The organism is Kitasatospora sp. NPDC029367, assembly GCF_055569135.1.
The window spans coordinates 42,658-65,951 of sequence record NZ_JBVHYH010000044.1 but is presented as its reverse complement, the minus strand read 5'-3'; the positions used below and the strand labels follow the sequence as shown (position 1 = coordinate 65,951).

Here is a 23,294-nt window from a genome sequence, read left to right as displayed (position 1 = left end):
AGCCCCGCCACCCGGACCCCGGCCGACGAGCCCCGCCGCGGTCCGGACCCCACCGTGATGCGCAAGCACTACGTCCACGAGGGCCTGGCCGAGGAGCAGCTCGCGCCCGAGCCGATCGGGCAGTTCGCCCGCTGGTTCCACGAGGCGGACGAGGCCGGGGTGGTGGAACCCAACGCCATGGTGCTCTCCACCGCCGACGAGCGGGGCCGGCCCAGCTCGCGCACCGTCCTGCTCAAGGGATTCGACAGCCGCGGCTTCGTGTTCTTCACCAACTACGGCTCCCGCAAGGGCTCCGAGCTCGCTGCCAACCCGTACGCCGCACTGCTGTTCCCGTGGATCGCGCTGGGCCGCCAGGTGATCGTCCAGGGGTCGGTGGAGAAGGTCGGCCGGGACGAGACCGCCGCCTACTTCCGCACCCGGCCGCACGGCTCCCAACTCGGCGCCTGGGCCAGCGAACAGTCCAGCCCGGTCGAGAGCCGCGCCGTCCTCGAACAGCGCTACGCCGACCTGGAGCGGCGCTACCCCGAGGGCGAGGGCGTCCCCGTCCCGCCGTTCTGGGGCGGCTACCGGGTCGTCCCGGAGGCGGTCGAGTTCTGGCAGGGGCGCGAGAACCGGCTGCACGACCGCCTCCGCTACCTCGCCGACCCGGCCGGCCCCGGCGGCTGGCGGGTGGAGCGCCTCTGCCCGTGACGGCGGGGGCCCGGGCGGCCTCCTCGGCGCCGTGCGTCCGGGTGGCGGGTCCGGGCGCGGCGGGCGGCCGGATCTGATGAACCGTCACCGTTTTGTGTAGAATGTGCGCGTCGTGGACCGGGGTCGAGGATTCCTCGGCCGCGGGCCCGCTCGTGCCTGTGTGATCGGGTCGTGCCTGCGTGCATCCTAGTGAGGGACTAAGGGACTGATGGGCGTCACCGGTGCGGAAACCGTCGCGGGCCTCGACTCCGACCTGGTCGACGTCGCCGCCCTGCCGCTCGACGAGCTCGACGCCCTGCCCGACACCGTCCTCGGCGACCTGCTGCGCAGGGTCGTGGCGGACGCCCTGACCCCCGGGGCCGAACCGCTCGCCGCGTTCCAGTCGGCGCTCGAGCTCCGCTGACCCCGCCGCTGACCGCCGGTTAAACCCCCCGAGGCGGGCGAATTCACCAACTGGCCCACCCGCTGGTGCGGTTGACGACATGCTGGGTAAGAAACCAGCGCCGTCACAGCACCGTCAGGGTCGGGGGGAACAGGTGAGTGAACGGGAGCAGCAGCAGCGCCCGTACTTCTTCTTCAGCTACGCGCGTCGGGACTTCGAGGCGGGGGACGCCTTCGTCGACCAGTTCTTCAACGACCTGAGGGACGAACTCGGGCGCATCCTCGGACCGGCCGTCCAGGCCGACGAACTCGCCTTCCGGGACACCGAACGGCTCCGGCTGGGCGACGAATGGGCCGAGAAGCTCGCGCTGATGCTCGGCCGCAGCCGGACCATGGTCGCGCTCTACTCCCCGGCCTACTTCGCCAGCCTCTACTGCGGCAAGGAGTGGACGGCCTTCCGTGGCAGGGTCCGGCGCCACCACGAGGAGACCGCGGAACTGGTCTCGGCGCTGATCCCGGTGCTCTGGGAGCCGGTCGCGCCCGGGGACCTCGTCACCGAGGTCACCAGGATCCAGTGGGCCCAGCCGGACATGGGCGAGGCCTACGCCCGGCACGGCCTGCGCGCCCTGCTGCGCACCGCCCAGCAGGACGCCTACCGGCAGGTCGTCCGGGTCGTCGCCGGACGGGTCCGGGACGCCGCCGTCCGGCGGCTCGCCGAACTGCCCGAGTTCGACCTGGAGGCCGTCCGCGGCTACTTCCCCGGGCCGGCCGCGCCGCCGCCCGCCGCCGAACCCGGCATGGTCCGGCTGTTCATCGCGGCCGGCCGGGCCTCGGAGGCCGCCGCCGAGGGCGGCTCCCGCCCGGGCGGCTGGTACGGGGCCAGGCCGTGGAACTGGACGCCGTTCTACCCGCCCGCTCAGCCCTCGCTGGCCTCCCGCGCCCAGCAGGTGATCACCAACGCCGGGCACATCACCACGCTGGAGGAGGTCGGCGCCGGGCTCGGCGAGAAGCTCGACCAGGCCCGGGAGGACAGCCAGGTCAGCGTCCTGCTGGTGGACCCGTGGGCGGCCGAGAACGAGCGCTACCGGACCGCCCTGCGCGAGTACGACGACCAGAACCACCCGGTCACCGGCGTGGTCGTGCCGATCGGCGGCAGCGACCCGGACGGGGAGCGCGAACCGCCGTGGACCGGCGTGCGCGCCGTCTTCCGCCGCAACTGGTTGCGCCGGCGCGACCCGGAGCACCTGTTCCGGGTCAAAGTGAGCCAGGAGAGCTTCGACAGCGACCTCGCCATCATGGTGACGGTTGCCCAGAACAAGCTCATGGACGACAACCTGGATTGGGGGGACGATGGCGGCGACGCCTTCGGCTTCGGCCCGGGCGGCGGCCCGGACATGCCGGGCCTCGCCATTCCGGCCGGTCCGCCCGGCCCCTCCGGTCCGCCGCGGAGCCCGTCCGCGCGCCGGGAACCCGAACCGCCACCGAAGGACCTGCCCGGCCAGCGCCCGGGCAGCCACGACGGCTCAGTCCCGCTGAGGGGAGACGGACGATGAGCATCGAGCCCGGCACGGAGCCCGGACGCGGCGGACCGGGATCGGTCGTCACGTTCTACTCCTTCAAGGGCGGCACCGGCCGGACCATGGCGCTCGCCAACGTCGGCTGGATCCTCGCCAGCCGGGGCCTGCGCGTCCTGGTGGTCGACTGGGACCTGGAGGCGCCCGGCCTCCACCGCTACTACCACCCGCTGCTGGTCGACCCCGAACTCCACTCCACCGACGGCCTGATCGACCTGCTGCGCGGGTACGTCAGGCAGGCGCTGCCCTCCGCCGCCGGCCCCACCGGCCAGTCCCCGGCCGCCTGGCTGGACGAACCCGGGCGGCTGGACGGCTACATCTGCGGCCTCGCCCTCGACCTGCCGGCCGGCGGGCGGCTCGACTTCCTCCCGGCCGGCCGCCAGAACGCCGCCTACGCGGCCGCCGTCACCAGCTTCAACTGGCGCAGCTTCTACCACGGCCGGGACATCCGCGGCGGCGAGTTCCTGCGCGAACTGCGCGAACGCTGGGCCCGCAACTACGACTACGTGCTCATCGACAGCCGCACCGGGGTCAGCGACACCTCCGGCATCTGCACCGTCCTGATGCCCGACACCGTGGTCGACTGCTTCACGTTCAGCGCCCAGAACATCCGCGGCGGCGTCGACGCGGCCAAGGCCATCGCCGAGGCCGAGGAACGGGCCATCCGGGTCCTGCCGGTGCCGATGCGGGTCGAGGACGCCGAACAGGAACGCCTCGAAGCCGGCCGGGACTTCGCCCGCGAGGCCTTCGCCCCCTACCTCGGCCGCTGGCTGCCCGGCGACCGCCGGGCCGCCTACTGGGCCGACGTCGAAGTGCCGTACAAGCCCTTCTACGCCTACGAGGAGGTGCCCGCCACCGTCGCCGACCGGCCGCAGGAGGCGCGCAGCCTGCTCAACGCCTTCGAGCGGCTGGCCGAGTGGATCACCGACGGGCGGGTCCGCTCGCTGCGCCCGCTCGGCTCCGAGGCGCGCCGCCGACTGTACGGCGCCTACCTGCGCTCCGCCCGGGCGGTGCCCCGCCAGGTCTACGTCAGCTACGCGCCCGAGGACCGGATGTGGGCCGAGTGGGCGGCCGGCACCCTCACCCGCTTCGGCTACCAGACCTCCCTGCACAACGCCGCCGAACCGTACACCGGCCAGCGGCCGCCGGAGGTCGCCGGACCGCTCGACGGCCAGGGCCGGCTGCTCGCGCTGCTCTCGCCCGAGTACACCGGGCTGCCCCGGGCCGGTGAGGTCTGGCAGCTCCTTCAAGGGCGTGAACTGCCTTCCGGCACCTCGGCGTTGGTCGCCCTGCGGCTGCAGGACTCGGACGAGCCGGTGCCCCGGCCGTTCGTCGGCCAGGCGGTGCCCGACCTGGTCCGCTCCTCGGCGACCGGCGCCGAGGCCCAGCTGTACGGCGAACTCGGCCCGCCGCCCGGCAGCAACCGCCAGTTCGACTCCGACAGCGGCGAGTTCCTCGCCCCCGCCCGCTTCCCCGGCACCGCCCCGCAGGTCCAGGACGCGCCCTCGCGCAACGCCGCCTTCATCGGCCGCGGCAAACTTCTCGAACTGCTCCGCAACCGCTTCACCGGCGGCCCCGCCGCCGTCCTCAGCCAGGTGCTCTACGGCTTCGGCGGCGCCGGAAAGTCCCAGATCGCGGCCGAGTACGCGCACCGCTTCAAGTCCGCCTACGACGTCATCTGGTGGGTGCCCGCCGAGGAGCCCGCCAACATCCCGCAGAAGCTCGCCGAACTCGCCCCCCGGCTCGGCGTGCCCACCAGCGACGACGTCGCCCACACCGCCGCCGCCGTCCTGGACGCGCTGCGCCGCGGCCACCCGTACCGCCGCTGGCTGCTGGTCTTCGACAACGCCGGCACCCCCGAGGAACTGGCCCCCTGGCAGCCCGGCGGCTCCTCCGGCGGGCACGTGCTGATCACCTCGCGCAACCAGGGCTGGGCCCGGCACGCCGGCCTGGTCGAGGTCGACGTCTTCCTACGCGAGGAGAGCATCCGGCTGCTGCGCCGCTTCAACGGCGGCCTCTCCCCGGAGGACGCCGACCAGGTCGCGCACCGCCTCGGTGACCTCCCGCTCGCCGTCGGCCAGGCCGCCGTCTGGCTCCAGGAGACGTCGATGCCGATCGCCACCTACCTCGAACTGCTCGACGACGAGCTCACCGAGATGCTCGAACGCACCCGGCTGCGCCCCGCCGAGTACCCCCACTCCGCCGCCGCGACCTGGCGCATCTCGGTCGAGGAACTGCGCCGGATGAACGCCCCGGCCGCCCAGATACTGGAGCTCTGCGCCTTCTTCGGGCCCGACGCCATCCCGATGCGGCTGCTCTACAGCCGGGCCGTCACCCGCGCCCTGCGGCTGTCCCCGCGCGCGCCGCGGGACAAGCTGGCGATCGGCGAGTTCCTGCGTGCCATCAACCGGTTCGGGCTGGCCCGCACCGACCAGGGCAGCGAGACCATCACCGTCCACCGGCTGGTCCAGGCCGTGCTCCGGGACCAGGTCGAGGAGGAGCGGCAGGCCGAACTGCGCGGCGTCGTGCACGCGGCCCTGGCCACCGCCAACCCCGGCGACCCGGACATCCCCGCCAACTGGGCCGAGTACGCCGAACTCCTGCCCCACCTCTGGCCGTCCGGCGCCGTCGACAGCGGCGACGAGGACGTCCGGCAGTGGATCATCGACTCGGTCCGCTACCAGTGGAAGCGCAGCCTGCACGAGTCCGGCCGGGAACTCGCCGAACGGGCCCTGGAGCACTGGCGCGCGGACGGCTACGGCGGCGCCGGCTTCGACGTCGACAACGACGCCCAGACGCTCATGCTGCGCACCCAGCTGAGCAACATCCGCCGCTCCCAGGGGGCCCTCCAGGAGGCCTACGAGATGGACCGGGACATCCTGGAGCGGTTCACCGCGACCCTGGGCCCGGAGCACTCCCACACCCTCGCCGTCGCCAGCAGCCTCGGCGCCGACCTGCGCTTCCTCGGCCGCTACGACGAGGCCAGGGCGCTCGACCGCAGGACCCTGGACGCGGCGCGGCGCACCCTCGGTCCGGACCACCCGCGCACCCTGATGATCACCAACAACCTGGCCGTCTCCGACTACCTGGCCGGGGACCGCTACGCCGCCCTGGAGCGGCACCGCAGCAACTACCTCCAGCAGCGCGACGCCCTCGGCGCACACAGCCTCTACGCCCTCTCCTCCGCCTCCAACTACGCCCGCGACCTGCGCGAGACCGGGCGGCTGCGGGAAGCGCTGGACCTGCTGGAGGAGACCGTGCGGATCTACCAGCAGACCATCGGCGACAGCCACACCGACACCCTGCGGGCCCGCAAGAACCTCGCCGTCGCGCTGCGCCGGGCCGGGCGCTACCACGAGGCCCTGGAGATCGACGAGGACATCTACCAGCGCTACCTGGACATCAACGGCCCCGAACACCCGGACACCCTGGCGGCCGCCACCAACCTGGCCAGCGACCTCAACGCGCTCGGCGACACCGAACGGGCGATCCCGCTGGCCGAACGGGCCCTCGCGCGGTACCGCGACTACCTGGGCGAGAACCACCCGGTCACGCTGGCCGGCGCCAACAACCTCTCGGTCTACCTGCGGCTGGCCGGCCGGGCCGCGGAGGCCCGGGAGCTGTCCGGGCGCACGCTGGCGCAGTTCCGGACCGTCCTCGGCCCGGACCACCTGTACATCCCGATCGCGATGATGAACCACGCGAACGACCTGGCGCTGGCCGGCGAGATCCGGGCCGCGCTCGCCCTGGAACAGGAGGCGGAGCCGCTGATGACCAGGGCGCTCGGCCCGGACCACTACGACTCGATCGGTATCAACTCCAACCTCTCGCTGTCCCTGGCGGCGGTCGGGGAGAGCGAGCGGGCCGCCGAACTGCGGGCCGACTGCATCCGGCGGGCCCGGATCACGCTGGGGGAGGAGCACCCGACCACCGTCGCCGTGAAGGCCGGCACCAGGCTCGACTCGGACGTGGAGCCCCCGCACGTGTGACGGGCGATCAGGAGATGCCGCCGAGCGGTGCTAGGTTCACGCGCATGGTGCCGTTCCGGCAGTTCCTGCTGAAGATCCACAGCCGCTGCAACCTCGCCTGCGACTACTGCTACGTGTACGAGGGCGCCGACCAGAGCTGGCGCGACCGGCCGCGGCGGATGGAGCTCGCCACCGTCCGCCGCACCGCCCGGAGGATCGCCGAGCACGCGGCCGAACAGGGGCTCGACGAGGTCTCCGTGGTGCTGCACGGCGGCGAGCCGCTGCTCGTCGGCGCGGCCCACCTGGACGCCCTGCTCGCCGAGTTGGCCCGGATCGCCGAGGCCGGGCCGCGCGTGCGGTTCAGCCTGCAGACCAACGGGCTGCGGCTGCTGGACGAGCCCGCGCTGCTCGACGTGCTGCACCGCCACCGGGTCGGCGTGGCCGTCTCGCTGGACGGCACCCGGGCCGACCACGACCGGCACCGCCGGCTGCCCTCCGGCGCCGGCAGCTGGGAACGCACCGCGGCCGCGGTCCGGCTGCTCGGCTCCGGGCCGCACCGGGAGCTGTTCGCCGGCCTGTTGTGCGTCGTCGACCTGGCCGCCGACCCGGTCGCCACCTACGAGGCGCTGCTGGAGTTCGCCCCGCCCAGGCTCGACCTGCTGCTGCCGCACGCCACCTGGCAGAGCGGGCCGCCGGGCGTCCACCGCGGCCTCCCGACCGGGCCGCCCGGCCCCACTGACCCGGCGCCGTACGGGGAATGGCTGATCGCCGCCTTCGACCGCTGGTACGACGCGCCGCACCGGGAGACCGGGGTACGGCTGTTCGAGGAGCTGTCCGTCCTGCTGCTCGGCGGGCGGGCCGCCAGTGAGGCGGTCGGGCTGGCACCGGTCGACCTGGTGGTGGTCGAGGCGGACGGCACCGTCGAGCAGGCCGACAGCCTCAAGGCGGCCTACGACGGAGCCGCCGGGACGGGCCTGGACGTGTGGCGGCACGGCTTCGCCCGGGCGGCCGCCCACCCGGCCTTCCGGGCCCGTCAGCGGGGCCTCGCCGGGCTCGGGCCGGAGTGCGCGGCCTGCCCGCTGGTGCGGGTCTGCGGCGGCGGGCTCTACGCCCACCGCTACGCCGGGGACGGCTTCGCGCACCCCTCGGTGTACTGCGCCGACCTGGACCGGCTGATCCGGCACATCGCGGGGCGGCTGCGGGCCGGGGTGGCGGAGCTGGCCGGGGCCGGACAGCGGCGGTAGCGGGGCGGTCGGCGAGGGGCGTGCTCACCCGTCCGGGTCATGCACGGGCCCGGACCGGCTGAGTCGGCGTCGCGCGGGGAGACTGCGGGCGGACCGGGCGGGGCGCCCGGCGATCCAGGAGACCTCACGAGAGGACGGACCGGTGACGGGTACGGGCGAGGCGGTGGCGGCCGGGGTGCCGGGCGCACGCGCGAAGCAGGGGAGCGGTGCGGCCGGAAGCGGTGCGGCCGGGCTGCCGCGGCACGGCCTGGACCGGGCGACCTTCCGGGCGATCGCGGCCGCCCGGGGCGGGCCGGAGGCCGTCCGGCTGCTGCGCGCCGGCCAGTTGAGCAAGCGGGCGCTGCTGCTGCTGGCACTGCGCCGGACGGCGCCGCAGGACGAGAACTACCGGGAGGCCTACCGCGCGGTGTGCGAACTCCAGCGGGCCGACCGGGCGCGCTGGGAAGAGGTGCTGCTGCGACCGGAGTTGGACGCCTGGGCGGCGGACTGCCTGCGTGCTCTCTCGCTGGACCAGGCGGCGCCGCTGGACGGGCTGGGCGAGTTCCTGCGGGCCGGGGCCGGGCCGGCGCTCGACCTGGAGTGCGAGGGGCTGCGCTGGGCGCCGGTGATCGACCACCTCGGGCCGCGCCGGGTGGACTACGGGCGCCCTTCCACCGGTCCGCTGTCGGCCGCCGAACTGGGCCAGTGGGAGGAGCAGTTGGCGACGGCCTGGGAGATCCTGGTGCGCCGACACCGCCGGCACGCGGAGGCCGTGGCGGCCTGCGTCGCCGTGGTGGTGCCGTTGCGGCCGGCTCCCGGCGGGGAGGCGTTCAGTGCCGCGGCCCGACGGGCGTACGGGGCGGTGGCGGCCTCGCGGCCGGCCGAGCCGGTCCTGCTCGCGCTGGCTCTGGTGCACGAGTTCCTGCACGTCCAACTCGGCGCCCTGCTGGACCTCGTACCGCTCCACCTGCCCAATGGACCGGCGGTCTACCACGCGCCCTGGCGGCCCGATCGGCGCCCGGCCGGTGCGCTGCTCCAGGGGACGTACGCGCACCTGGGGGTGGCCTCGTTCTGGGCGGCCGAGGCCGCCGCCGGGGTGAGTGAACCGGCCCGCGCGGAACGGGAGTTCACCTGCTGGCGGACGCACACCCTGACGGCGGCCCGGACTCTGCTGGAGTGCGGCGAACTCACCCCGAGCGGAAGGGAGTTCACCGAGGAGCTGGCGCGTTCCGTCCGTGAGCTGGGGCCCTGAGGCGCGGTACTCCGGACGGATTCGCCCCGGCCGGGCGACGGTGCGGCGGCGCCCGGGAGCGCCCGCGGGGGCGCCGCCCGTACCCCCGGCGCGCATCCGTACGGAGGCGGGCCGAGGGGCTCGAACGCCTGCTCCGGTCAACGCGCTTCGGCGCGCGCGATGGCGAATCGCGCGACCGCTGAACGGGTGAATTCTCGGGCTTCCGCGCGCCGTGGTACGGCGTCGGCTGGTTGGGCAGACCAACTTGGGGAGGCAAGGTGCCGCGCGGAGACCGCGCGGGCACTACATTGGTCGCAACCGGGTGACCTACCCGGACTCGGCAGGTCCTAACCGCGCCTAAGGAAACGAATATGACTCCGGTAACCAGCACCAGGCCGGCCCGTAACCTCACTGACTCTCAGGAGACGCCGGAACGCCCGTCCCTCGCCGAGCTCGCCGCCCTGGGTGCGGAGGAACTCGCCGCCCGGCTGCAGCGCGCCCTCCCCGGCGCGGAATCCGGCCTCGTGCCGGTCGCGGCCTTCAACTCCTCGATCTGACCCGCGCCGGAACCCCGAAACGGACCCCAGGCCGAGCTGAACCCGCCACACCCATGACGACGCGAATTCCGGTGCCACTGACGCAATTCGTGGTCAAGATGCACAGCCGGTGCGATCTCGCCTGCGACCACTGCTACGTCTACGAGCACGCGGACAGCAGCTGGCGCTCCCGCCCCAAGGTGATCGGGGAGGGGATCCTGGCCAAGGCCGCCGAGCGGATCGGTGAGCACGCGGTCGCCCACCGGTTGTCCGCCGTCCGGGTCGTCCTGCACGGGGGAGAACCCCTGCTCGCCGGCCCGGACCGGTTGCGCCGCGCGGCCGAAGCGCTCCGGGCGGCGCTCCCGCCCGGCTGTGCCCTCGACCTGCGCATCCACACCAACGGTGTGCTGCTCAGCCGCGCGTTCTGCGAGCTGTTCGCGGAGCTGGACCTCAGGGTCGGCATCTCGCTGGACGGCGACAGGGCCGCCAACGACCGGCACCGGCGCTTCGCCGACGGGCGGAGCAGTCATCCACAGGTGCTGCGGGCGGTCGGGCTGCTGAACGAGCCCGAGTTCCGGCACCTGTTCGCCGGGCTGCTGTGCACCATCGACATCGAGAACGACCCGGTGGCCGTGTACCGGGCGCTGGTCGAACTGCGCCCCCCCGCCGTGGACTTCCTGCTTCCGCACGCGACCTGGGAGGACCCGCCGAAGCGGCTCCCGGGCGGCCCGGAGGACCCGTACGCGGACTGGCTGCTGGTCGTCCACAGGCTGTGGGAAACGGACGCGCGGCCGTTCGCCGTGCGCACCTTCGAATCCGTGCACCGGACGGTGCGCGGGCTGTCCAGCCTCACCGAGTCGCTCGGGCTGGAGCCCTCGGACCTCGCCGTGCTGGAGACGGACGGGACCTTCGAGCAGGCGGACAGCCTCAAGACCGCGTACGACGGGGCGCCCGTCACCGGCATGAACGTTTTCGCGCACAGCCTCGACGACCTCGCCCGCCACCCCGGCATCGCCGCCCGCCAGTCCGGCCTGGCCGGACTGAGCGCGACCTGCCGGGCCTGCCCGGTGGTCCGCGCCTGCGGCGGCGGACTGTACGCCCACCGCTACCGGGCCGACAATGGCTTCGACAACCCCTCCGTCTACTGCGGTGACCTCATGACGCTCATCAACGGCATTGCGGGCAGCGGAGGTTCGGCCTCCGCCCCGGCCCCCGTGCCCGCCCAGGCCTCCCGCCCGCTGCTGCCGACCGCGCTCACCCCGGCCCAACTCGACGAGCTGGCACGGGGATACGGGGGCGCCGACACCATTGCCGCCCTCGGCGCGGCCCAACTCTCCCTCACCCGGGCGATGCTGGCCGCCGCCTGGGACGCATCCGGGCAGGGCCGGGCGGCCGCCTGGGAGCTGTTGTCGGAGCTCGACGGGGCGGCGCCGGAGGCCGTGGACGCGGTGCTGACCCACCCGTACGCCCGGGCCTGGGCCGCGCGGCGGCTCGCCGGGGACCTCACGGTCGGCCTCGGCCCGATGGCGGCCCTGGCCGCCGCGGCCGCGGTGCGGGCCGGGCGCGGGGACGCCGTCACGGTGCCCGCCCGGGGCGGCCGGCTGTACCTGCCGACGCTGGGGCGGATCGCGCTGCCGGACGGCGAGGCGGTGGTCACCGGGCGCGCCGACGGCTTCGAGGTGCGGGCCGCCGACGGGATGGTGTTCACGGAACTGGACGACCCGCTGCGACGGGTCCGGCTGGCCGGCGGCTGGACGGTCGCCCTGGAGGACCTCGACCCGCTGCGCGACAGCCACGACCACCCGGTGGCCGACCGGCTGCCCGAGGCCGAACTGCTCGGCTGGACGGGCGCGTTGCGCGAGTGCTGGGAGCTGCTCGGGCGCGACCTGCCCGACTACGCGGAGGGCATCCGGGCCGGGCTGACGACGATCACCCCGCTGCGGCCCGGCCCGGCCGGACGCGACGTCAGCTCGGCGGCCCGACAGGCGTACGGCGCGGTCGGCATCGCCCGGCCCGCGACCGCGCCCACGCTGGCACTGCTGCTCGCCCACGAGTTCCAGCACGTGAAGCTCGGCGCGGTGCTGGACCTGTACGACCTGTACGACCGGGCCGACGACCGGCTGTACTTCGCCCCCTGGCGGCCCGACCCGCGCCCGCTGGAGGGCCTGCTCCAGGGCACCTACGCCCACCTCGCGGTCACCGAGTACTGGGGCACCCGGACCGCCGCGTACGACGGCCTGGCGGGGGAGGCCGCCGACCGGGCGCGGGCGCAGTTCGCGCTCTGGCGGCGGTACACCGCCGAGGCCGTCGAGCGGCTGGCCGGATCCGGGGCGCTGACCGGGCTGGGGGCCCGGTTCGCGGCCGGGATGGGGGAGAGCGTCGCGCCGTGGCTCGCCGTACCGCTGCCCGCGGCGGCGGAACGGGACGCGGAGCGGGCGCGGGAGGAGCGGAGTCGGCTCCGTTTCGTCGAGGCCTGAAACGAAGGGGTGTCGGATGATCACCACCGTTGAGCTGGCCGACCGCTTCGCCCGGCTGGGCGTGCGGCCGGGCATGGTGCTGCACGTCCAGGCGTCGCTGCGGACCCTCGGGCCGGTCCAGGGCGGGGCGGCCGGGGTGGTCGACGCCCTGCTTGAAGTCCTGGGCGCGGAAGGGACGTTGGTGGCCTTCACCAGCACCCCCGAGAACTCCTCGACCTCACGGATCCACCAGGCCGCGATCGCCGGGCTGACCCCGGCCGAGATCGCGGAGCACCGGGCCCGGATGCCGCGCTTCGACCCGGCCACCACCCCGGCCTCCCCGACCCTGGGCGCGCTCTCCGAAGCCGTCCGCACCCGGTCCGGCGCCCTGCGCAGCAGCCACCCGCAGACCTCCTGGGCGGCTCTGGGCCCCCGGGCGGAGGAGATCACCTCCCGGCACCCGCTCACCTCCCACCTCGGCCCCGACTCCCCGCTCGGCCGGCTGTACGAGCTGGACGCCCGGGTGCTGATGCTCGGCGTCGACATGGCCCGGTTCACCGCCTTCCACCTCGCCGACCTGCGCCAGCCCGACGTACGGATCCGCGAGTACGGCTGCGTCACGGCGGACGGCTGGACCAGCTTCCGGGCCCCCGACCTGGACGACCTGCACTTCGCCGACCTCGGCGCGGAGGTGCTCGCCGCGGCCGAGGGCGTCACCACCGGCCGGATCGGCGGCGCGGACTGCCGGCTCGTCCCGGTCCGGGAGGCGGTCGACCTGGCCGACGGGCTGCTCCGGGCCCGGGCCGAGGGCTGAGCCCGCTGGGGTTGAGTCCTCCGGGGTCGAGCCCTCCGGGGTTGAGCCCCTTCGCAACAGTCACGGATAGCGTTCACCCTCAGTCCATTGCAATGAATGGGCCGAGGGTCGTTGCATTCCCGGCAGAATCGTTGCAATGATTTATGGCCGTTGAGCTGCAGTGATTGGCCTGCAACGGGGTTTGGCTGTTGCCGGAGTCCAGAACGCAACGTAGCGTTTCCTTCATCAGAAAGCGGCGGGCCACCGGGCCCGCACCGCGGAGAAGAAGGAGAGCACGATGCAGAAGTTCGCCACCCCCGCCCCGGTCTCGGCCGTCCTGGACATCCCCGCCGGCCGCATCCGGCTCATCGCCGCCGACCGGGCCGACACCGTGGTCGAGGTCCGGCCCGCCGACGCCGGCAAGAGCCGCGACGTGAAGGCCGCCGAGCGGGTCGAGGTCGGCTACGCCGACGGCGTGCTGCGGGTCGAGACCCCGGAGGCCGCGAACCGCCTCCTCGGCAACTCCGGCTCCGTCGAGGTCACCGTCCAACTGCCCGCCGGCTCCCGGGTCGACGCGACGGCCGCGCTGGCCGAGTTCCGGGGTGTCGGCCGCCTCGGCGACGTCGCCATCGAGGCCGCGCAGGGCACCGTCAAGCTCGACGAGACCGCCGGCGCCCGCCTCGACCTCCAGGCCGGGGACATCGCGGTCGGCCGGCTCGGCGGCCCCGCCGAGATCCGCACCCGCAAGGGCGACCTGCGGATCACCGAGGCCGTGCAGGGCGCCGTCACCCTGCGCACCGAGTGCGGGCAGATCGAGGTCGGCGCCGCCCGCGGGGTCTCCGCCGCCCTCGACGCGGGCACCGCCCACGGCCGGATCCGCAACGCGCTGCGGAACGCCGACGGCACTCCCGGCCTCACCATCCACGCCACCACCGCCTACGGCGACATCACCGCCCGCAGCCTCTGATCCGCCGATCCGCACTCCTACCGGAAGCAGGAACCACCATGAGCAGCACCATCGAGCAGGACCGCCCCGAACTCCAGAAGGCCGCCCAGGACTTCGTCGACGCCGGCTTCGCGGGCGTCCAGCTGCGGGTCCGCGACGAACGCGGCGAGTGGACCGGCAGCGCCGGGGTGCACGAACTCGGCGGGAGCGCGAAGCCCGCCACGGACGGGCAGTTCTGGATCGGCAGCACCACCAAGACCTTCGTCGCCGCCCTGGTGCTGCACCTGGTCGCCGACGGCCTGATCGAACTGGACGCCCCCGTCGCCGAGCACCTGCCCCGCTTCGGCGGCCTCGACGGGCGGATCACCGTACGGATGCTGCTCCAGCACACCAGCGGCGTCCACAACTGCACCGGCGAGCTGGACGAGAAGGGGGAGTTCGTGCCCGGGCTGCCGTCCATCGGCAAGGCGTGGGTCGACAACCGCTTCCACGACTACCGGCCCGACGAGCTGGTCGAGTTCGCGCTGACGAAGCCGGCCCGGTTCGAACCGGGCGCGGACCAGAGCTACTCCAACACCAACTACACGCTGGCCGTGCTGCTGGTCGAGGCGCTCACCGGGCACTCGTACGCCGAGGAGATGCAGCGGCGGATCCTGCGGCCGCTCGGCCTGGGCGACACCCTGGTGCCGGGCAGCCTCTCCGAGCTCCCCGGCCCGCACGCCCACGGCTACTACCGCTACCAGGACGGCGAGGAGTGGAAGGTGGTCGACGTCTCCCGGCAGAACCTCTCGCTGCTGTGCGGCTCCGGGGACATGATCTCCACCACCCGCGACCTCCAGGTGTTCTTCGCCGCCCTGCTCGGCGGTCGGCTCCTGCCGGGCGAACTGCTGGAGCAGATGCGGACCCCGCACGGGATGCTCGGTTACGGACTCGGCCTGTTCGTCCAGGAGTTGGGGCCGGAGAACGGCGACGTCACCATCGTCCACCACAACGGCGGCGCCCCCGGCGGCTACGGCGCCCTGATGATCGCCACCCCGGACGGCGCCAGGGTGCTCACCGCCGGCCTCACCACCGGCGACTCCGATGCCGACCCGGCCCAGACCTTCCCGCCCGCCCTGGACCGGCTGATCAAGGCGGTCTTCTGCTGAGCCGGCCGCGGTCGCCCGTCCAGGTTCGCTACCGGCGAGGAGGTGTGATCGGGAGGCTTGACCTCAAGCCGACTTCACCTCCTAGCGTCGGTCCTGCCGAAGTGACCGACAGCAAGGGGAGGGGCCCGGCCGTGGAGTACTCGCACAGCGATGCCGAATTGATCAAGCAGCCCATCGGCTACTGGAGTTGGGCCGCGTACAAGGCCGTGGTCAGCCGCACCCGCGGCGCTCTGGCCGAGCTCGGCACCACCCAGCCGCAGTGGTGGGTGCTCGCCCAGCTCGCCCGGGCCGAGGGGCCGAGGACCCGCGAGGACGTCTCCGCCGTGCTGCGTGACTACCTCGACACCGGGCGGGACGCTCTCGACGCCGAGATCGATGCGACGGTCGAGCGCGGCTGGGTCGCCGAGTCGGCCGGAGGCCCGCTGGTACTGACCTCCGAAGGCCGGGAGTTCTTCGACCGGGCCGCCGCCCTCCAGGGCGAGCTGTGGGCCGAGCGCCATGCGGGCATCTCCGACGAGGAGTACCTGACCACGCTGAAAGTCCTGCAGCGGTTCGTCCACAACACCGGCGGGCAGGCCTGGCACCAGTGAGCACCCGGAGCCCGGCTGTCCGACCCCGATCCTAGGATCGGCGCCATGCCCGATGCCTTCACCGTCCTGTGGACCCACGACACCTGCCGTTTCCTCCGTAGGGAGGGCCGAGTGGGTGAACGGCCGCCCGTCGCCTACAGCGGGGTGCACCAGTCGCTGCCTGCCTGGTCGACGGCCAAAACCGGGGACGAGGTGTACGCGCTGCACGTCAGTCGGTGCGAGGTGTTCGTGGTGAGCCGGATGCGGATCGTGGACCGGGAGCGCGGCGAGTGCTGCGGCACTGCCCCAGCGACCTGGCAGGACCCGGCTTTCCCGGGGCACGATGCCTGGTGGATGCTCGGCGCGGGCGGCTGCGGTGCGGAGGCCGTCCACGTGGACGGGACGCCCGTGCGCTTCGACCAGCGGATACCGGGCGAGCTGCTGGGACAACTCACCTGGCGCAACCAGCGGGGAAAGGTGCGGGGGTTGAAGTACCTGGTGGACGGCCGCCTCGAACGCTCCGTCAGCCTCCAGGGCTTCTACCGACTGACCCCCGAGTCGGCCGACGAGCTCGCGCGGCTCGTCGGCCCGTGACCCGGCCCGTGACTCGGCCCGTGACCCGTTCGGGGTGCGGCCAGGGTGCGGTCAGTGGCGCTGCTGCCACTGGGCGCGGGTGAGCTCGTACTCGACCTCGCCGTGTTCGGAGCCGGGGATCGCGTCGGGCCAGTCGGCGGTGAAGTTCCGCAGGAACGTCAGGCCGGACTTCTCCATCACGCGCCGGGAGCGGGAGTTGACCGCCATGGTGTTCGCGGTGACCCGCTCCACCCCGAGCTCGGTGAAGCCCTTGTCGATCAGCGCCCGCGAACCCTCGGTGGCGTAACCCTTGCCCCAGGAGGCCTGGTTGAGCCGGTAGCCGAGCTCGACGACGGCGGGGTCGTGGTCGTCGAGGGGGCGGAACTCGAACCAGCCGAGGAAGGTCCCGGTGGCCTTCTCCTCGGCGGCCCAGAAGCCGCGGGTGCCGGTGCACGGGTGGTCGTGGAGGAGGCGGGGGAGGACCTTCGCCTCGACCGTCTGCCGGCTGGTCGGCGCACCGCCGTTGATGAAACGCATGACCTCGGGGTCGTTGTCCAGCGCGAGGAGCTGGTCGGCGTCGGCTTCGGTGAACGGACGCAGGACGAGTCGCTCGGTCTCAAGGAAGACATGCATGGCGTGATCCTGTCTGCGCGCGAACGGGTGTGCCACCGGATATCCGGCGGCGCACCCGGCGGCGCAGGAAGTCGGACGGGCCGACTTCCTGCGCGGATTCGGAGCCTGGAGTCTGGAGCCTGGAGCGAGGAACGCGTCGGTCCGCTGGGCGAGCGCCGTCAACCGGTGACCGGCTCCAGGCGGAGGCGTTGGTGGGGCCAGGGCGGCGCCTGCTCCGCCCGGCCGAACCAGACCCGGACGTCCTCGCCGGTGCGGACGGGGAGGGCGGGGAAGTCGGCGGAGGCGGGGCCGGGGCCGGGGTGGCAGACGGTGGCGTGCACCTCGCGGGCGCCCGGCGGCTCGGCGTGCCGCCGGGGGAGGGCGGCTGGACGCGGGCCCGGGTGCCGATCGAGTCGGTGGACCACGCTCACGGGGAGTTCCTGCGGCTGGGCGCCGAGATCGAGGTGCTGGAACCGGCCGAACTCCGCGAGCGGATCGCGGCGACGGTACGGGCGCTGGCCACCCGCTACGGGAGCACGGCGGAGGAGGGGTGAGGGCTCAGAGGCCGACGAAGTGGTCGAACTCGCCGTCCTTGGCGCCCAGGATCCAGGCGTTGAGCTTGACCCGGGTGGTGGTGACGACCAGGTCGGGGTGGTCGGACTCGCGGATGTAGACGAGGTCCCCGGCGGAGGCGATCTCCAGGTAGTTGGCCTCACCGACGCTGAAGCTCGACCGCTGCCAGTTGAGCTGGTCCATGAGTGCTCCTCCTGATCGTTCACAACAGCCGCAACGAGGGTACTGCTCCACGCAAGAGGGCAGCGACATCGTTTCGGTCATGTCAATTCGTACGGGTCGCTGTGCTATTCCATTGGGGTGTCAGTCGTTCCTACACTGAGACCCCGCCGCACGGGGGCTGCGGGAGCCAGGTTGCCGACGGGCCCGGGGGAGGCACGTGTGACTGACCGGGGCTGGGACGAGGACGAGACCCGGCCGTACTTCTTCCTCTCCTACGCGCACACGCCGAAGTCCGGCGCGCGGGGCGCCGGCGACCCGAACCACTGGGTGCGCCAGCTGTACCGGGACCTCTGCGAGGCGGTGCTCCAGCTCACCACCGTCCCGGCCGGGGTGCCGGTCGGCTTCATGGACGAGTCCATGCACCAGGGCGAGTTGTGGGCCGAACGGCTGTCCGAGGAACTGGCGACCTGCCGGGTGTTCGTACCGCTGTACTCCCCCCGTTACTTCAACAGCGTGCCGTGCGGCCAGGAGTGGCACGCCTTCACCCGCCGACCGGTCTACCCGGCGACCATGGACGTGGAGCGCACCAGCGGCATCGTCCCGGTGCTCTGGGCGCCGATGAGCCGTTACCGGCTGCCCAAGGTGGCCAGCGAACTCCAGTTCAACCACGCGGGGTTCGGGCCCGACTACGCCACCGAGGGCCTGTACGCGCTGATGAAGCTCAGCTACTTCCGCGCCGCCTACGAACTGGCCGTGCACCGGCTGGCGGCGCGGATCGTGCAGGTGGCGGAGGAGACGGTGATCCCGGTCGGGCGGCGGCTGGAGTTCAACGGGCTGCCCAGCGCCTTCAACGTGTCCGCCCCGACCAAGCAGCTGCGGATCTCGGTACTCACCTACCACCAGGGCGAGTTGCCGCAGGACCGCAACCCCGACTTCTACGGTGCCCGGCGCACCGACTGGCACCCGTACCGGCCGGCCGGCTCCCCCATCGCGCAGCACGCCGTACGGCTGGCGCGGCAGTTGGGCTTCCAGCCGACCGTGCACGAGTTCGACGACGAGGTGGAGTCCATCATCGAGGGCAACGCCGAGGCCCCCGGACTGCTGCTGCTGGACCGGTGGGCGCTGCGCGACCCGCGCCGCCGGGAGCTGGTCCGCCGCTTCGACCGCTCCGACGCCACTTGGGTCAGTGTCCTCGAACCGTGGAACACCGAGGACCGGGAGTGCCTCGAACGGGACGGCGAGTTCAGTGGACTGAGCGACCAGACGCTGCGCAAGACCCGGCGGGCCGGGCGCCCGAGCTTCCTCGGCGTGACCGGCCCGACCGGGCTGAACAGCCTGGAGGACTTCGACGACGCGCTGCCCCGCGCCGCGATGAAGGCCAAGTACGCCTTCGAGAGCCGGACCAGGGCCGAACCGGAGGAGCCCCCGGCACCCCGGCCGAGCCTGCGCGAGGCCTTCCGCCGCGGCCCCGGGGCGTACGGGCCGGACGGCTTCGGCGGGCACCGCACCGAACCCTTCGGGCCGGACCCCTTCGACCGCGACCACGACCCCGACCGGGAGGACCGGGAGGACCGGGACGCCCGGGACGACCGGGACGAGCGCGATCACCGTGCCGCCCCCGAGGAACGCACCGTCCGGCTCTCCCGTGCGGACTACGCCGCCCCCGAGGAACGCACCGTCCGGCTCTCCCGCGAGGACTACGGCGCCCCCAACGACCGTACCGACCGCACCATCCGCACCGCCCGTGACGACCGCACCGCCCGTGACAACGATCGCCCCTACCGCAACGACCGTGACGACGGCGATGACCCCGATGCTGGGATGGCGCCCTTGGGAGGACCGCACCGATGAGCGACAACACCACCAGGAACCTGCGCCTCGGCGCCGCCGAACTGGCCGCCGCCCGCGAGGCCGCCCGGCAGGCCGCCGAACAGGACCGCCAGGGCCGGATCATCACCTTCTACTCGTACAAGGGCGGCACCGGCCGCACCATGGCCCTCGCCAACACCGCCTGGATCCTGGCCGCCAACGGCTTCCGGGTGCTCACTGTCGACTGGGACCTGGAGGCGCCCGGCCTCGCCAAGTTCTTCCACCCGTTCCTGGACCCGGCCTCGCTGGCCGGCACCACCGGGATGATGGACCTGATCGCCGAGTACCGCGAGGAGGCGCTGCGCCCGGTCGAGCACGCCGAGGGCTGGCACCTGGACTTCGCCCGGGTGCACCCGCACGCCCTCTCGCTCTCCTGGCCGCACTTCCCGGCCGGCGGCAGCCTGGACTTCCTCTCCGCCGGCCAGTTCAACCGGGACTACTCCGAGGCCGTCACCCACCTCGACTGGGACATCTTCTACGACCGCTTCGACGGCGGGCAGTTCTTCGACGCGCTCAAGGCCGACATGGCCAAGCGCTACGACTACGTGCTGATCGACTCCCGCACCGGCCTGTCCGACATCGCCGAGATCTGCACCGTGCAGATGCCCGACGACCTGGTGGTCTGCTTCACCCTCAGCGACCAGTCCATCGACGGCGCCTCCCGGATCGCCCAGCACATCCACGACCGCTACCGCGACCGCGGCATCCGCATCCTGCCCGTCCCGATGCGCATCGACGAGGGCGAGAAGGAGAAGGCCGACGCCGGCCGCGCCCTGGCCCGGGTGCGCTTCGACGGCCTGCCCGCCGGCTTCGGCGGCGAGGAACTCGCCGGCTACTGGGGCTCGGTGGAGATCCCGTACCGGCCGTTCTACGCCTACGAGGAGATCCTCGCCACCTTCGGCGACCAGACCGGCACCCCCACCTCGATGCTGGCCGCCTGCGAGCGCCTCACCTCGATGATCACCGAGGGCCGGGTCACCGGACTGCCGCCGATGGACGAGGAGGTGCGGCTGCGCTACGTGGACGCCTTCACCCGCCGCCGCCCGTCCGTGCCCGCCGACCTCTACCTGTCCTACGTGCCCGAGGACCGGATGTGGGCGGACTGGATCGAGTCCGTGCTGACCAGGGCCGGCTTCCGGGTGCTGCCGCGCGACCTCAGCGCCGGCACCGACCCGCGCGAGGAGACCGAGCGCGGCATCGACTCCGCCTACCGCACGGTCGCCGTCCTCTCGCCCGCCTACCAGCGCTCCCCGCAGGCCCGGGCGCTGTGGGAGTCGGTGGTCAACTCCGACCCCTCCGGCACCCGGCGCCAGCTGCTGCCGGTGCGCGTCGGCGACGTCCGGCTCACCGCGCCGTTCAGCAACCGCAACCCGGTCGACCTGGTCGGCCGCGACGAGAACCAGTCCATCCAGAGCCTGCTGCGCGCCCTCGGCCGCGGCGACGCCGTGCTCGGCGACGCCCCCGCCGGCGGCCCGCGCTTCCCCGGCAGCAAGCCCTCGGTGTGGGACGTCCCGCCGCGCAACCCCTCCTTCACCGGCCGCGCCGCCGTCCTGGAACAGCTGCGCAACCAGCTGCGCGGCGGCATGGCGGCCGTCCTGCCCACCCCGCAGACCCTGTACGGGCTCGGCGGCGTCGGCAAGACCCAGGTCGCGCTGGAGTACGCCCACCGGTTCATGTCCGACTACGACCTGGTCTGGTGGATCGACGCCGAGCAGACCGAACTGGTCGCCCCGGCCCTCGCCGAACTCGCCCGCCGCCTCGGCCTGCGGGTCGGCGACTCGGTCACCGAGGCCGCCGAGGCCGCCCGGGAGGCGCTGCGCCGCGGCGTGCCCACCTCCCGCTGGCTGCTGATCTTCGACAACGCCGACGAGCCCTCCGAGATCCGCCGGTTCTTCCCCGGCGGCTCCGGCCACATCCTGGTCACCTCCCGCAACCAGGCCTGGACCGGCCACGCCGAGGCGCTGGAGGTCGACGTCTTCACCCGCGGCGAGAGCGTCGAGCACCTGTGCCGGCGCGCCCGCAGCCTCTCCCGCGCGGATGCGGACCGGGTCGCCGAGGCCGTCGGCGACCTGCCGCTGGCCGTCGAGGTGGCCGCCGCCTGGCTGGACACCACCGGCACCCCGGTGGAGACCTACGTCGCCCAGCTGCACGCCGAGGCCGCCCGCGCCCTCGCCGTCGACCACCCCACCGACTACCCCACCCCGGTCGCCGCGACCTGGAACGTCTCGATCGGCCGGCTGCGCCAGCAGTCCCCGGCGGCCGTCCGGCTGCTCCAGCTGTGCGCCTTCTTCGCGCCCGAGCCGATCTCGATGAACCTCTTCTACAGCGACCAGATGATCCGGGCGCTGGTGAAGTACGACGCCGACCTCAGCGACAAGTTCATGCTCGGCAAGGTCATCCAGGCGATCGGCCGGTACGCGCTGGCCAAGGTCGACGCCGGCAGCAACAGCTTCCAGGTGCACCGGCTCGTCCAGGCGGTGATCCGGGCCGGGATGACCGACGACGAGCAGGAGATCGCCGTCCACGAGGTGCACCGCATCCTCACCGGCGCCCGGCCCGTCCTCGGCGACACCGACGACCCGGCCAACTGGCCCGCCTTCGACGAGATCTGGCCGCACCTGTCGCCCTCCAAGGCGCACAACTGCGACGAGGCCGACACCCGCCAGCTGCTCATCGACCGGGTCCGCTACCTGTGGAAGCGCGGCGAACTCGACCGCGCCCGCGACCTCGGCCACGCCCTCGACGCCGAGTGGACCAGCAAGCTCGGCGAGGACGACCGGCAGACCCTGCTGCTGCGCTTCCAGCTCGCCAACGTGCTGCGCTCCCAGGGCAACTACGCCGAGGCACTGGCCCTGGACGAGGCCACCCTGGAGCGCCAGCGGGTGCTGCTCGGCGAACACCACCCGTACACCCTGATGACGGCCGGCTCGCTCGGCGCCGACCGGCGGGCGCTCGGCCGCTTCCAGGCCGCGCTCGACCTCGACCAGGAGATCCTGGAGCAGTTCCGCGAACTGTTCGGCGACGACAACCCGCGCACCCTGTCGATGGCCAACAACCTGGCCATCGACTACCGGCTGGTCGGCAACAGCGAGGCCGCCCGCGAACTCGACCAGGAGACCCTCGACCGGCGCACCGCCGTCCTCGGCCCCAAGCACCCCTACACCCTGTCCACCAAGTCCAACCTGGCCCGCGACCTGCGCGAACTCGGCGACTACCGCGGCTCGGTGGACCTCCTCCAGGAGGTCACCGCCGACCTCGGCGACGTCCTCGACCCGGACCTCCCGGAGAACCTGCGCAACGCCAAGTCGCTGGCCGTCTCGCTGCGCCGGATCGGCCAGCTCGCCGAGGCCCGCCGGATCACCAAGGAGACCTACGAGCGCTACCTGGAGCGCTACGGCGCCGACGCCCCCGACGCGCTCGCCTGCGCGCTCAACCTGGCCGCCGACCACAGCGCCTCCGGCGACAAGGAGGCCGCCCGCGACCTCTGCGCCACCGTCTTCGAGGGCCACCGGCGGCTGTTCGGCGACGAGCACCCGTTCACCCTGGCCTGCGCCAACAACCTGGGCATCTACCTGCGCGGCAGCGGCGACGTCCAGGGCGCCATCGAGCGCGGGCGGCTCACCGTCGACGGACTGACCCGCTCGGTCGGGGCGGAGCACCCGTACACCCTCAACGCGGTGATCAACCTGGCCAACGCCTACGGCGACGACGGGCAGACCGACCTCGCCGAACAGCTCGGCCGGGCCGCCTACGCGGGACTGTGCGCGCGCTACACGCCGCAGCACCCGGACGCGGTCGCCTGCGAGGCCAACCTGGCGATCACCCTGCGCTCGGCCGGCCGGCACACCCAGGCCGCCGAACTGCGCGCCCGGGCGATCTCCGAGCTGATCCGGCAGTTCGGCGAGGAGCACCCCAACACCGTCTCCGCGCGCGGCTGGAAGCGGATCAACCGCGACCTGGAGCCGCAGCCGGTGTGACCGGGGGAGGGGC

The 23,294-nt window shown here is 73.4% G+C and carries 19 protein-coding genes; 16 read left to right on the top strand and 3 right to left on the bottom strand.

What is annotated here, in order from left to right:
- The first annotated feature begins 57 nt into the window (after nt 1-57).
- The 13 genes from pdxH to ACZ4W5_RS23085 all read left to right on the top strand — a co-directional run bounded on the left by pdxH (nt 58) and on the right by ACZ4W5_RS23085 (nt 16,109).
- Nucleotides 58-690, top strand: coding sequence for a pyridoxamine 5'-phosphate oxidase (gene pdxH / locus ACZ4W5_RS23145; RefSeq protein ID WP_465656599.1), 633 nt, complete (start codon nt 58-60; stop codon nt 688-690).
- Between the two features lie 208 nt (nt 691-898).
- Complete coding sequence (gene fxsA, locus ACZ4W5_RS23140; protein ID WP_350504982.1) at nt 899-1,093, top strand: FxSxx-COOH cyclophane-containing RiPP peptide; 195 nt, start codon at nt 899-901, stop codon at nt 1,091-1,093.
- Between the two features lie 133 nt (nt 1,094-1,226).
- Complete coding sequence (locus ACZ4W5_RS23135) at nt 1,227-2,624, top strand: TIR-like protein FxsC (RefSeq protein ID WP_402489069.1); 1,398 nt, start codon at nt 1,227-1,229, stop codon at nt 2,622-2,624.
- Nucleotides 2,621-6,634: an FxSxx-COOH system tetratricopeptide repeat protein gene (fxsT, locus tag ACZ4W5_RS23130; RefSeq protein ID WP_465656592.1), complete on the top strand. Its 4,014-nt coding sequence runs from the start codon at nt 2,621-2,623 to the stop codon at nt 6,632-6,634. Before ACZ4W5_RS23135 ends, fxsT (ACZ4W5_RS23130) begins: the two co-directional genes overlap by 4 nt.
- A 44-nt stretch (nt 6,635-6,678) precedes the next feature.
- Entirely contained in the window at nt 6,679-7,857 is a 1,179-nt protein-coding gene (locus ACZ4W5_RS23125; RefSeq protein WP_402489064.1) for an FxsB family cyclophane-forming radical SAM/SPASM peptide maturase, read from the top strand.
- 142 nt (nt 7,858-7,999) lie between these two features.
- The gene (locus ACZ4W5_RS23120) at nt 8,000-9,088 is read left to right on the top strand and encodes an aKG-HExxH-type peptide beta-hydroxylase (RefSeq protein WP_465656590.1); all 1,089 of its coding nucleotides are present in this window, start codon (nt 8,000-8,002) and stop codon (nt 9,086-9,088) included.
- A gap of 350 nt (nt 9,089-9,438) precedes the next feature.
- Nucleotides 9,439-9,624, top strand: coding sequence for a hypothetical protein (locus ACZ4W5_RS23115; protein ID WP_402489059.1), 186 nt, complete (start codon nt 9,439-9,441; stop codon nt 9,622-9,624).
- Nucleotides 9,625-9,677: 53 nt separating this feature from the next.
- Complete coding sequence (locus tag ACZ4W5_RS23110; RefSeq protein WP_465656588.1) at nt 9,678-12,080, top strand: FxsB family cyclophane-forming radical SAM/SPASM peptide maturase; 2,403 nt, start codon at nt 9,678-9,680, stop codon at nt 12,078-12,080.
- Between the two features lie 16 nt (nt 12,081-12,096).
- A complete protein-coding gene (locus tag ACZ4W5_RS23105; RefSeq protein WP_465656586.1) occupies nt 12,097-12,873 on the top strand; it encodes an AAC(3) family N-acetyltransferase in 777 nt (258 codons plus the stop codon).
- Nucleotides 12,874-13,150: 277 nt separating this feature from the next.
- Nucleotides 13,151-13,819, top strand: a complete 669-nt coding sequence (locus ACZ4W5_RS23100) for a DUF4097 family beta strand repeat-containing protein (RefSeq protein ID WP_465656585.1) — start codon at nt 13,151-13,153, stop codon at nt 13,817-13,819.
- A gap of 38 nt (nt 13,820-13,857) precedes the next feature.
- Complete coding sequence (locus ACZ4W5_RS23095; protein WP_465656583.1) at nt 13,858-14,946, top strand: serine hydrolase domain-containing protein; 1,089 nt, start codon at nt 13,858-13,860, stop codon at nt 14,944-14,946.
- Nucleotides 14,947-15,077: 131 nt separating this feature from the next.
- Nucleotides 15,078-15,536 carry a MarR family winged helix-turn-helix transcriptional regulator gene (locus ACZ4W5_RS23090; protein ID WP_465656597.1) on the top strand — a complete coding sequence of 153 codons (459 nt, stop codon included), beginning with the start codon at nt 15,078-15,080 and terminating at the stop codon, nt 15,534-15,536.
- Between the two features lie 45 nt (nt 15,537-15,581).
- On the top strand, nt 15,582-16,109 hold the full coding sequence (locus ACZ4W5_RS23085; protein ID WP_465656581.1) for a hypothetical protein: 528 nt from the start codon (nt 15,582-15,584) through the stop codon (nt 16,107-16,109).
- 51 nt (nt 16,110-16,160) lie between these two features.
- Here ACZ4W5_RS23085 and ACZ4W5_RS23080 read toward each other — a convergent pair whose 3' ends face one another.
- Nucleotides 16,161-16,721 carry a GNAT family N-acetyltransferase gene (locus tag ACZ4W5_RS23080; RefSeq protein WP_465656579.1) on the bottom strand — a complete coding sequence of 187 codons (561 nt, stop codon included), beginning with the start codon at nt 16,719-16,721 and terminating at the stop codon, nt 16,161-16,163.
- Between the two features lie 158 nt (nt 16,722-16,879).
- Nucleotides 16,880-17,041 (bottom strand): hypothetical protein, encoded by a 162-nt coding sequence (locus tag ACZ4W5_RS23075; RefSeq protein ID WP_465656578.1) that lies wholly within the window; start codon nt 17,039-17,041, stop codon nt 16,880-16,882.
- On the opposite strand from ACZ4W5_RS23075, the gene ACZ4W5_RS23070 reads away from it, so the two are divergent.
- On the top strand, nt 17,036-17,254 hold the full coding sequence (locus tag ACZ4W5_RS23070) for a WYL domain-containing protein (RefSeq protein ID WP_465656576.1): 219 nt from the start codon (nt 17,036-17,038) through the stop codon (nt 17,252-17,254). The genes ACZ4W5_RS23075 and ACZ4W5_RS23070 overlap by 6 nt on opposite strands.
- A 4-nt stretch (nt 17,255-17,258) precedes the next feature.
- Here the strand turns inward: ACZ4W5_RS23070 and ACZ4W5_RS23065 are convergent, their stop codons facing one another.
- Nucleotides 17,259-17,456: a DUF397 domain-containing protein gene (locus ACZ4W5_RS23065; RefSeq protein ID WP_360239249.1), complete on the bottom strand. Its 198-nt coding sequence runs from the start codon at nt 17,454-17,456 to the stop codon at nt 17,259-17,261.
- 198 nt (nt 17,457-17,654) lie between these two features.
- Between ACZ4W5_RS23065 and ACZ4W5_RS23060 the strand changes: the two genes are divergently transcribed.
- Together ACZ4W5_RS23060 and fxsT (ACZ4W5_RS23055) are read left to right on the top strand one after the other, a co-directional pair.
- A complete protein-coding gene (locus ACZ4W5_RS23060) occupies nt 17,655-19,286 on the top strand; it encodes a TIR-like protein FxsC (RefSeq protein WP_465656574.1) in 1,632 nt (543 codons plus the stop codon).
- The gene (gene fxsT, locus ACZ4W5_RS23055; RefSeq protein WP_402489031.1) at nt 19,283-23,281 is read left to right on the top strand and encodes an FxSxx-COOH system tetratricopeptide repeat protein; all 3,999 of its coding nucleotides are present in this window, start codon (nt 19,283-19,285) and stop codon (nt 23,279-23,281) included. The genes ACZ4W5_RS23060 and fxsT (ACZ4W5_RS23055) overlap by 4 nt, the downstream gene beginning before the upstream one ends.
- Nucleotides 23,282-23,294 lie beyond the last annotated feature (13 nt).

What these genes read in the sequence shown, in the direction of transcription:
- pdxH (WP_465656599.1), top strand. Translation starts at nt 58, where the DNA reads ATGCGCAAGCACTACGTCCACGAGGGCCTGGCCGAGGAGCAGCTCGCG.
- fxsA (WP_350504982.1), top strand. Translation starts at nt 899, where the DNA reads ATGGGCGTCACCGGTGCGGAAACCGTCGCGGGCCTCGACTCCGACCTG.
- fxsT (WP_465656592.1), top strand. Translation starts at nt 2,621, where the DNA reads ATGAGCATCGAGCCCGGCACGGAGCCCGGACGCGGCGGACCGGGATCG.
- ACZ4W5_RS23125 (WP_402489064.1), top strand. Translation starts at nt 6,679, where the DNA reads ATGGTGCCGTTCCGGCAGTTCCTGCTGAAGATCCACAGCCGCTGCAAC.
- ACZ4W5_RS23115 (WP_402489059.1), top strand. Translation starts at nt 9,439, where the DNA reads ATGACTCCGGTAACCAGCACCAGGCCGGCCCGTAACCTCACTGACTCT.
- ACZ4W5_RS23110 (WP_465656588.1), top strand. Translation starts at nt 9,678, where the DNA reads ATGACGACGCGAATTCCGGTGCCACTGACGCAATTCGTGGTCAAGATG.
- ACZ4W5_RS23105 (WP_465656586.1), top strand. Translation starts at nt 12,097, where the DNA reads ATGATCACCACCGTTGAGCTGGCCGACCGCTTCGCCCGGCTGGGCGTG.
- ACZ4W5_RS23100 (WP_465656585.1), top strand. Translation starts at nt 13,151, where the DNA reads ATGCAGAAGTTCGCCACCCCCGCCCCGGTCTCGGCCGTCCTGGACATC.
- ACZ4W5_RS23095 (WP_465656583.1), top strand. Translation starts at nt 13,858, where the DNA reads ATGAGCAGCACCATCGAGCAGGACCGCCCCGAACTCCAGAAGGCCGCC.
- ACZ4W5_RS23085 (WP_465656581.1), top strand. Translation starts at nt 15,582, where the DNA reads ATGCCCGATGCCTTCACCGTCCTGTGGACCCACGACACCTGCCGTTTC.
- ACZ4W5_RS23080 (WP_465656579.1), bottom strand. Translation starts at nt 16,721, where the DNA reads ATGCATGTCTTCCTTGAGACCGAGCGACTCGTCCTGCGTCCGTTCACC.
- ACZ4W5_RS23065 (WP_360239249.1), bottom strand. Translation starts at nt 17,456, where the DNA reads ATGGACCAGCTCAACTGGCAGCGGTCGAGCTTCAGCGTCGGTGAGGCC.
- fxsT (WP_402489031.1), top strand. Translation starts at nt 19,283, where the DNA reads ATGAGCGACAACACCACCAGGAACCTGCGCCTCGGCGCCGCCGAACTG.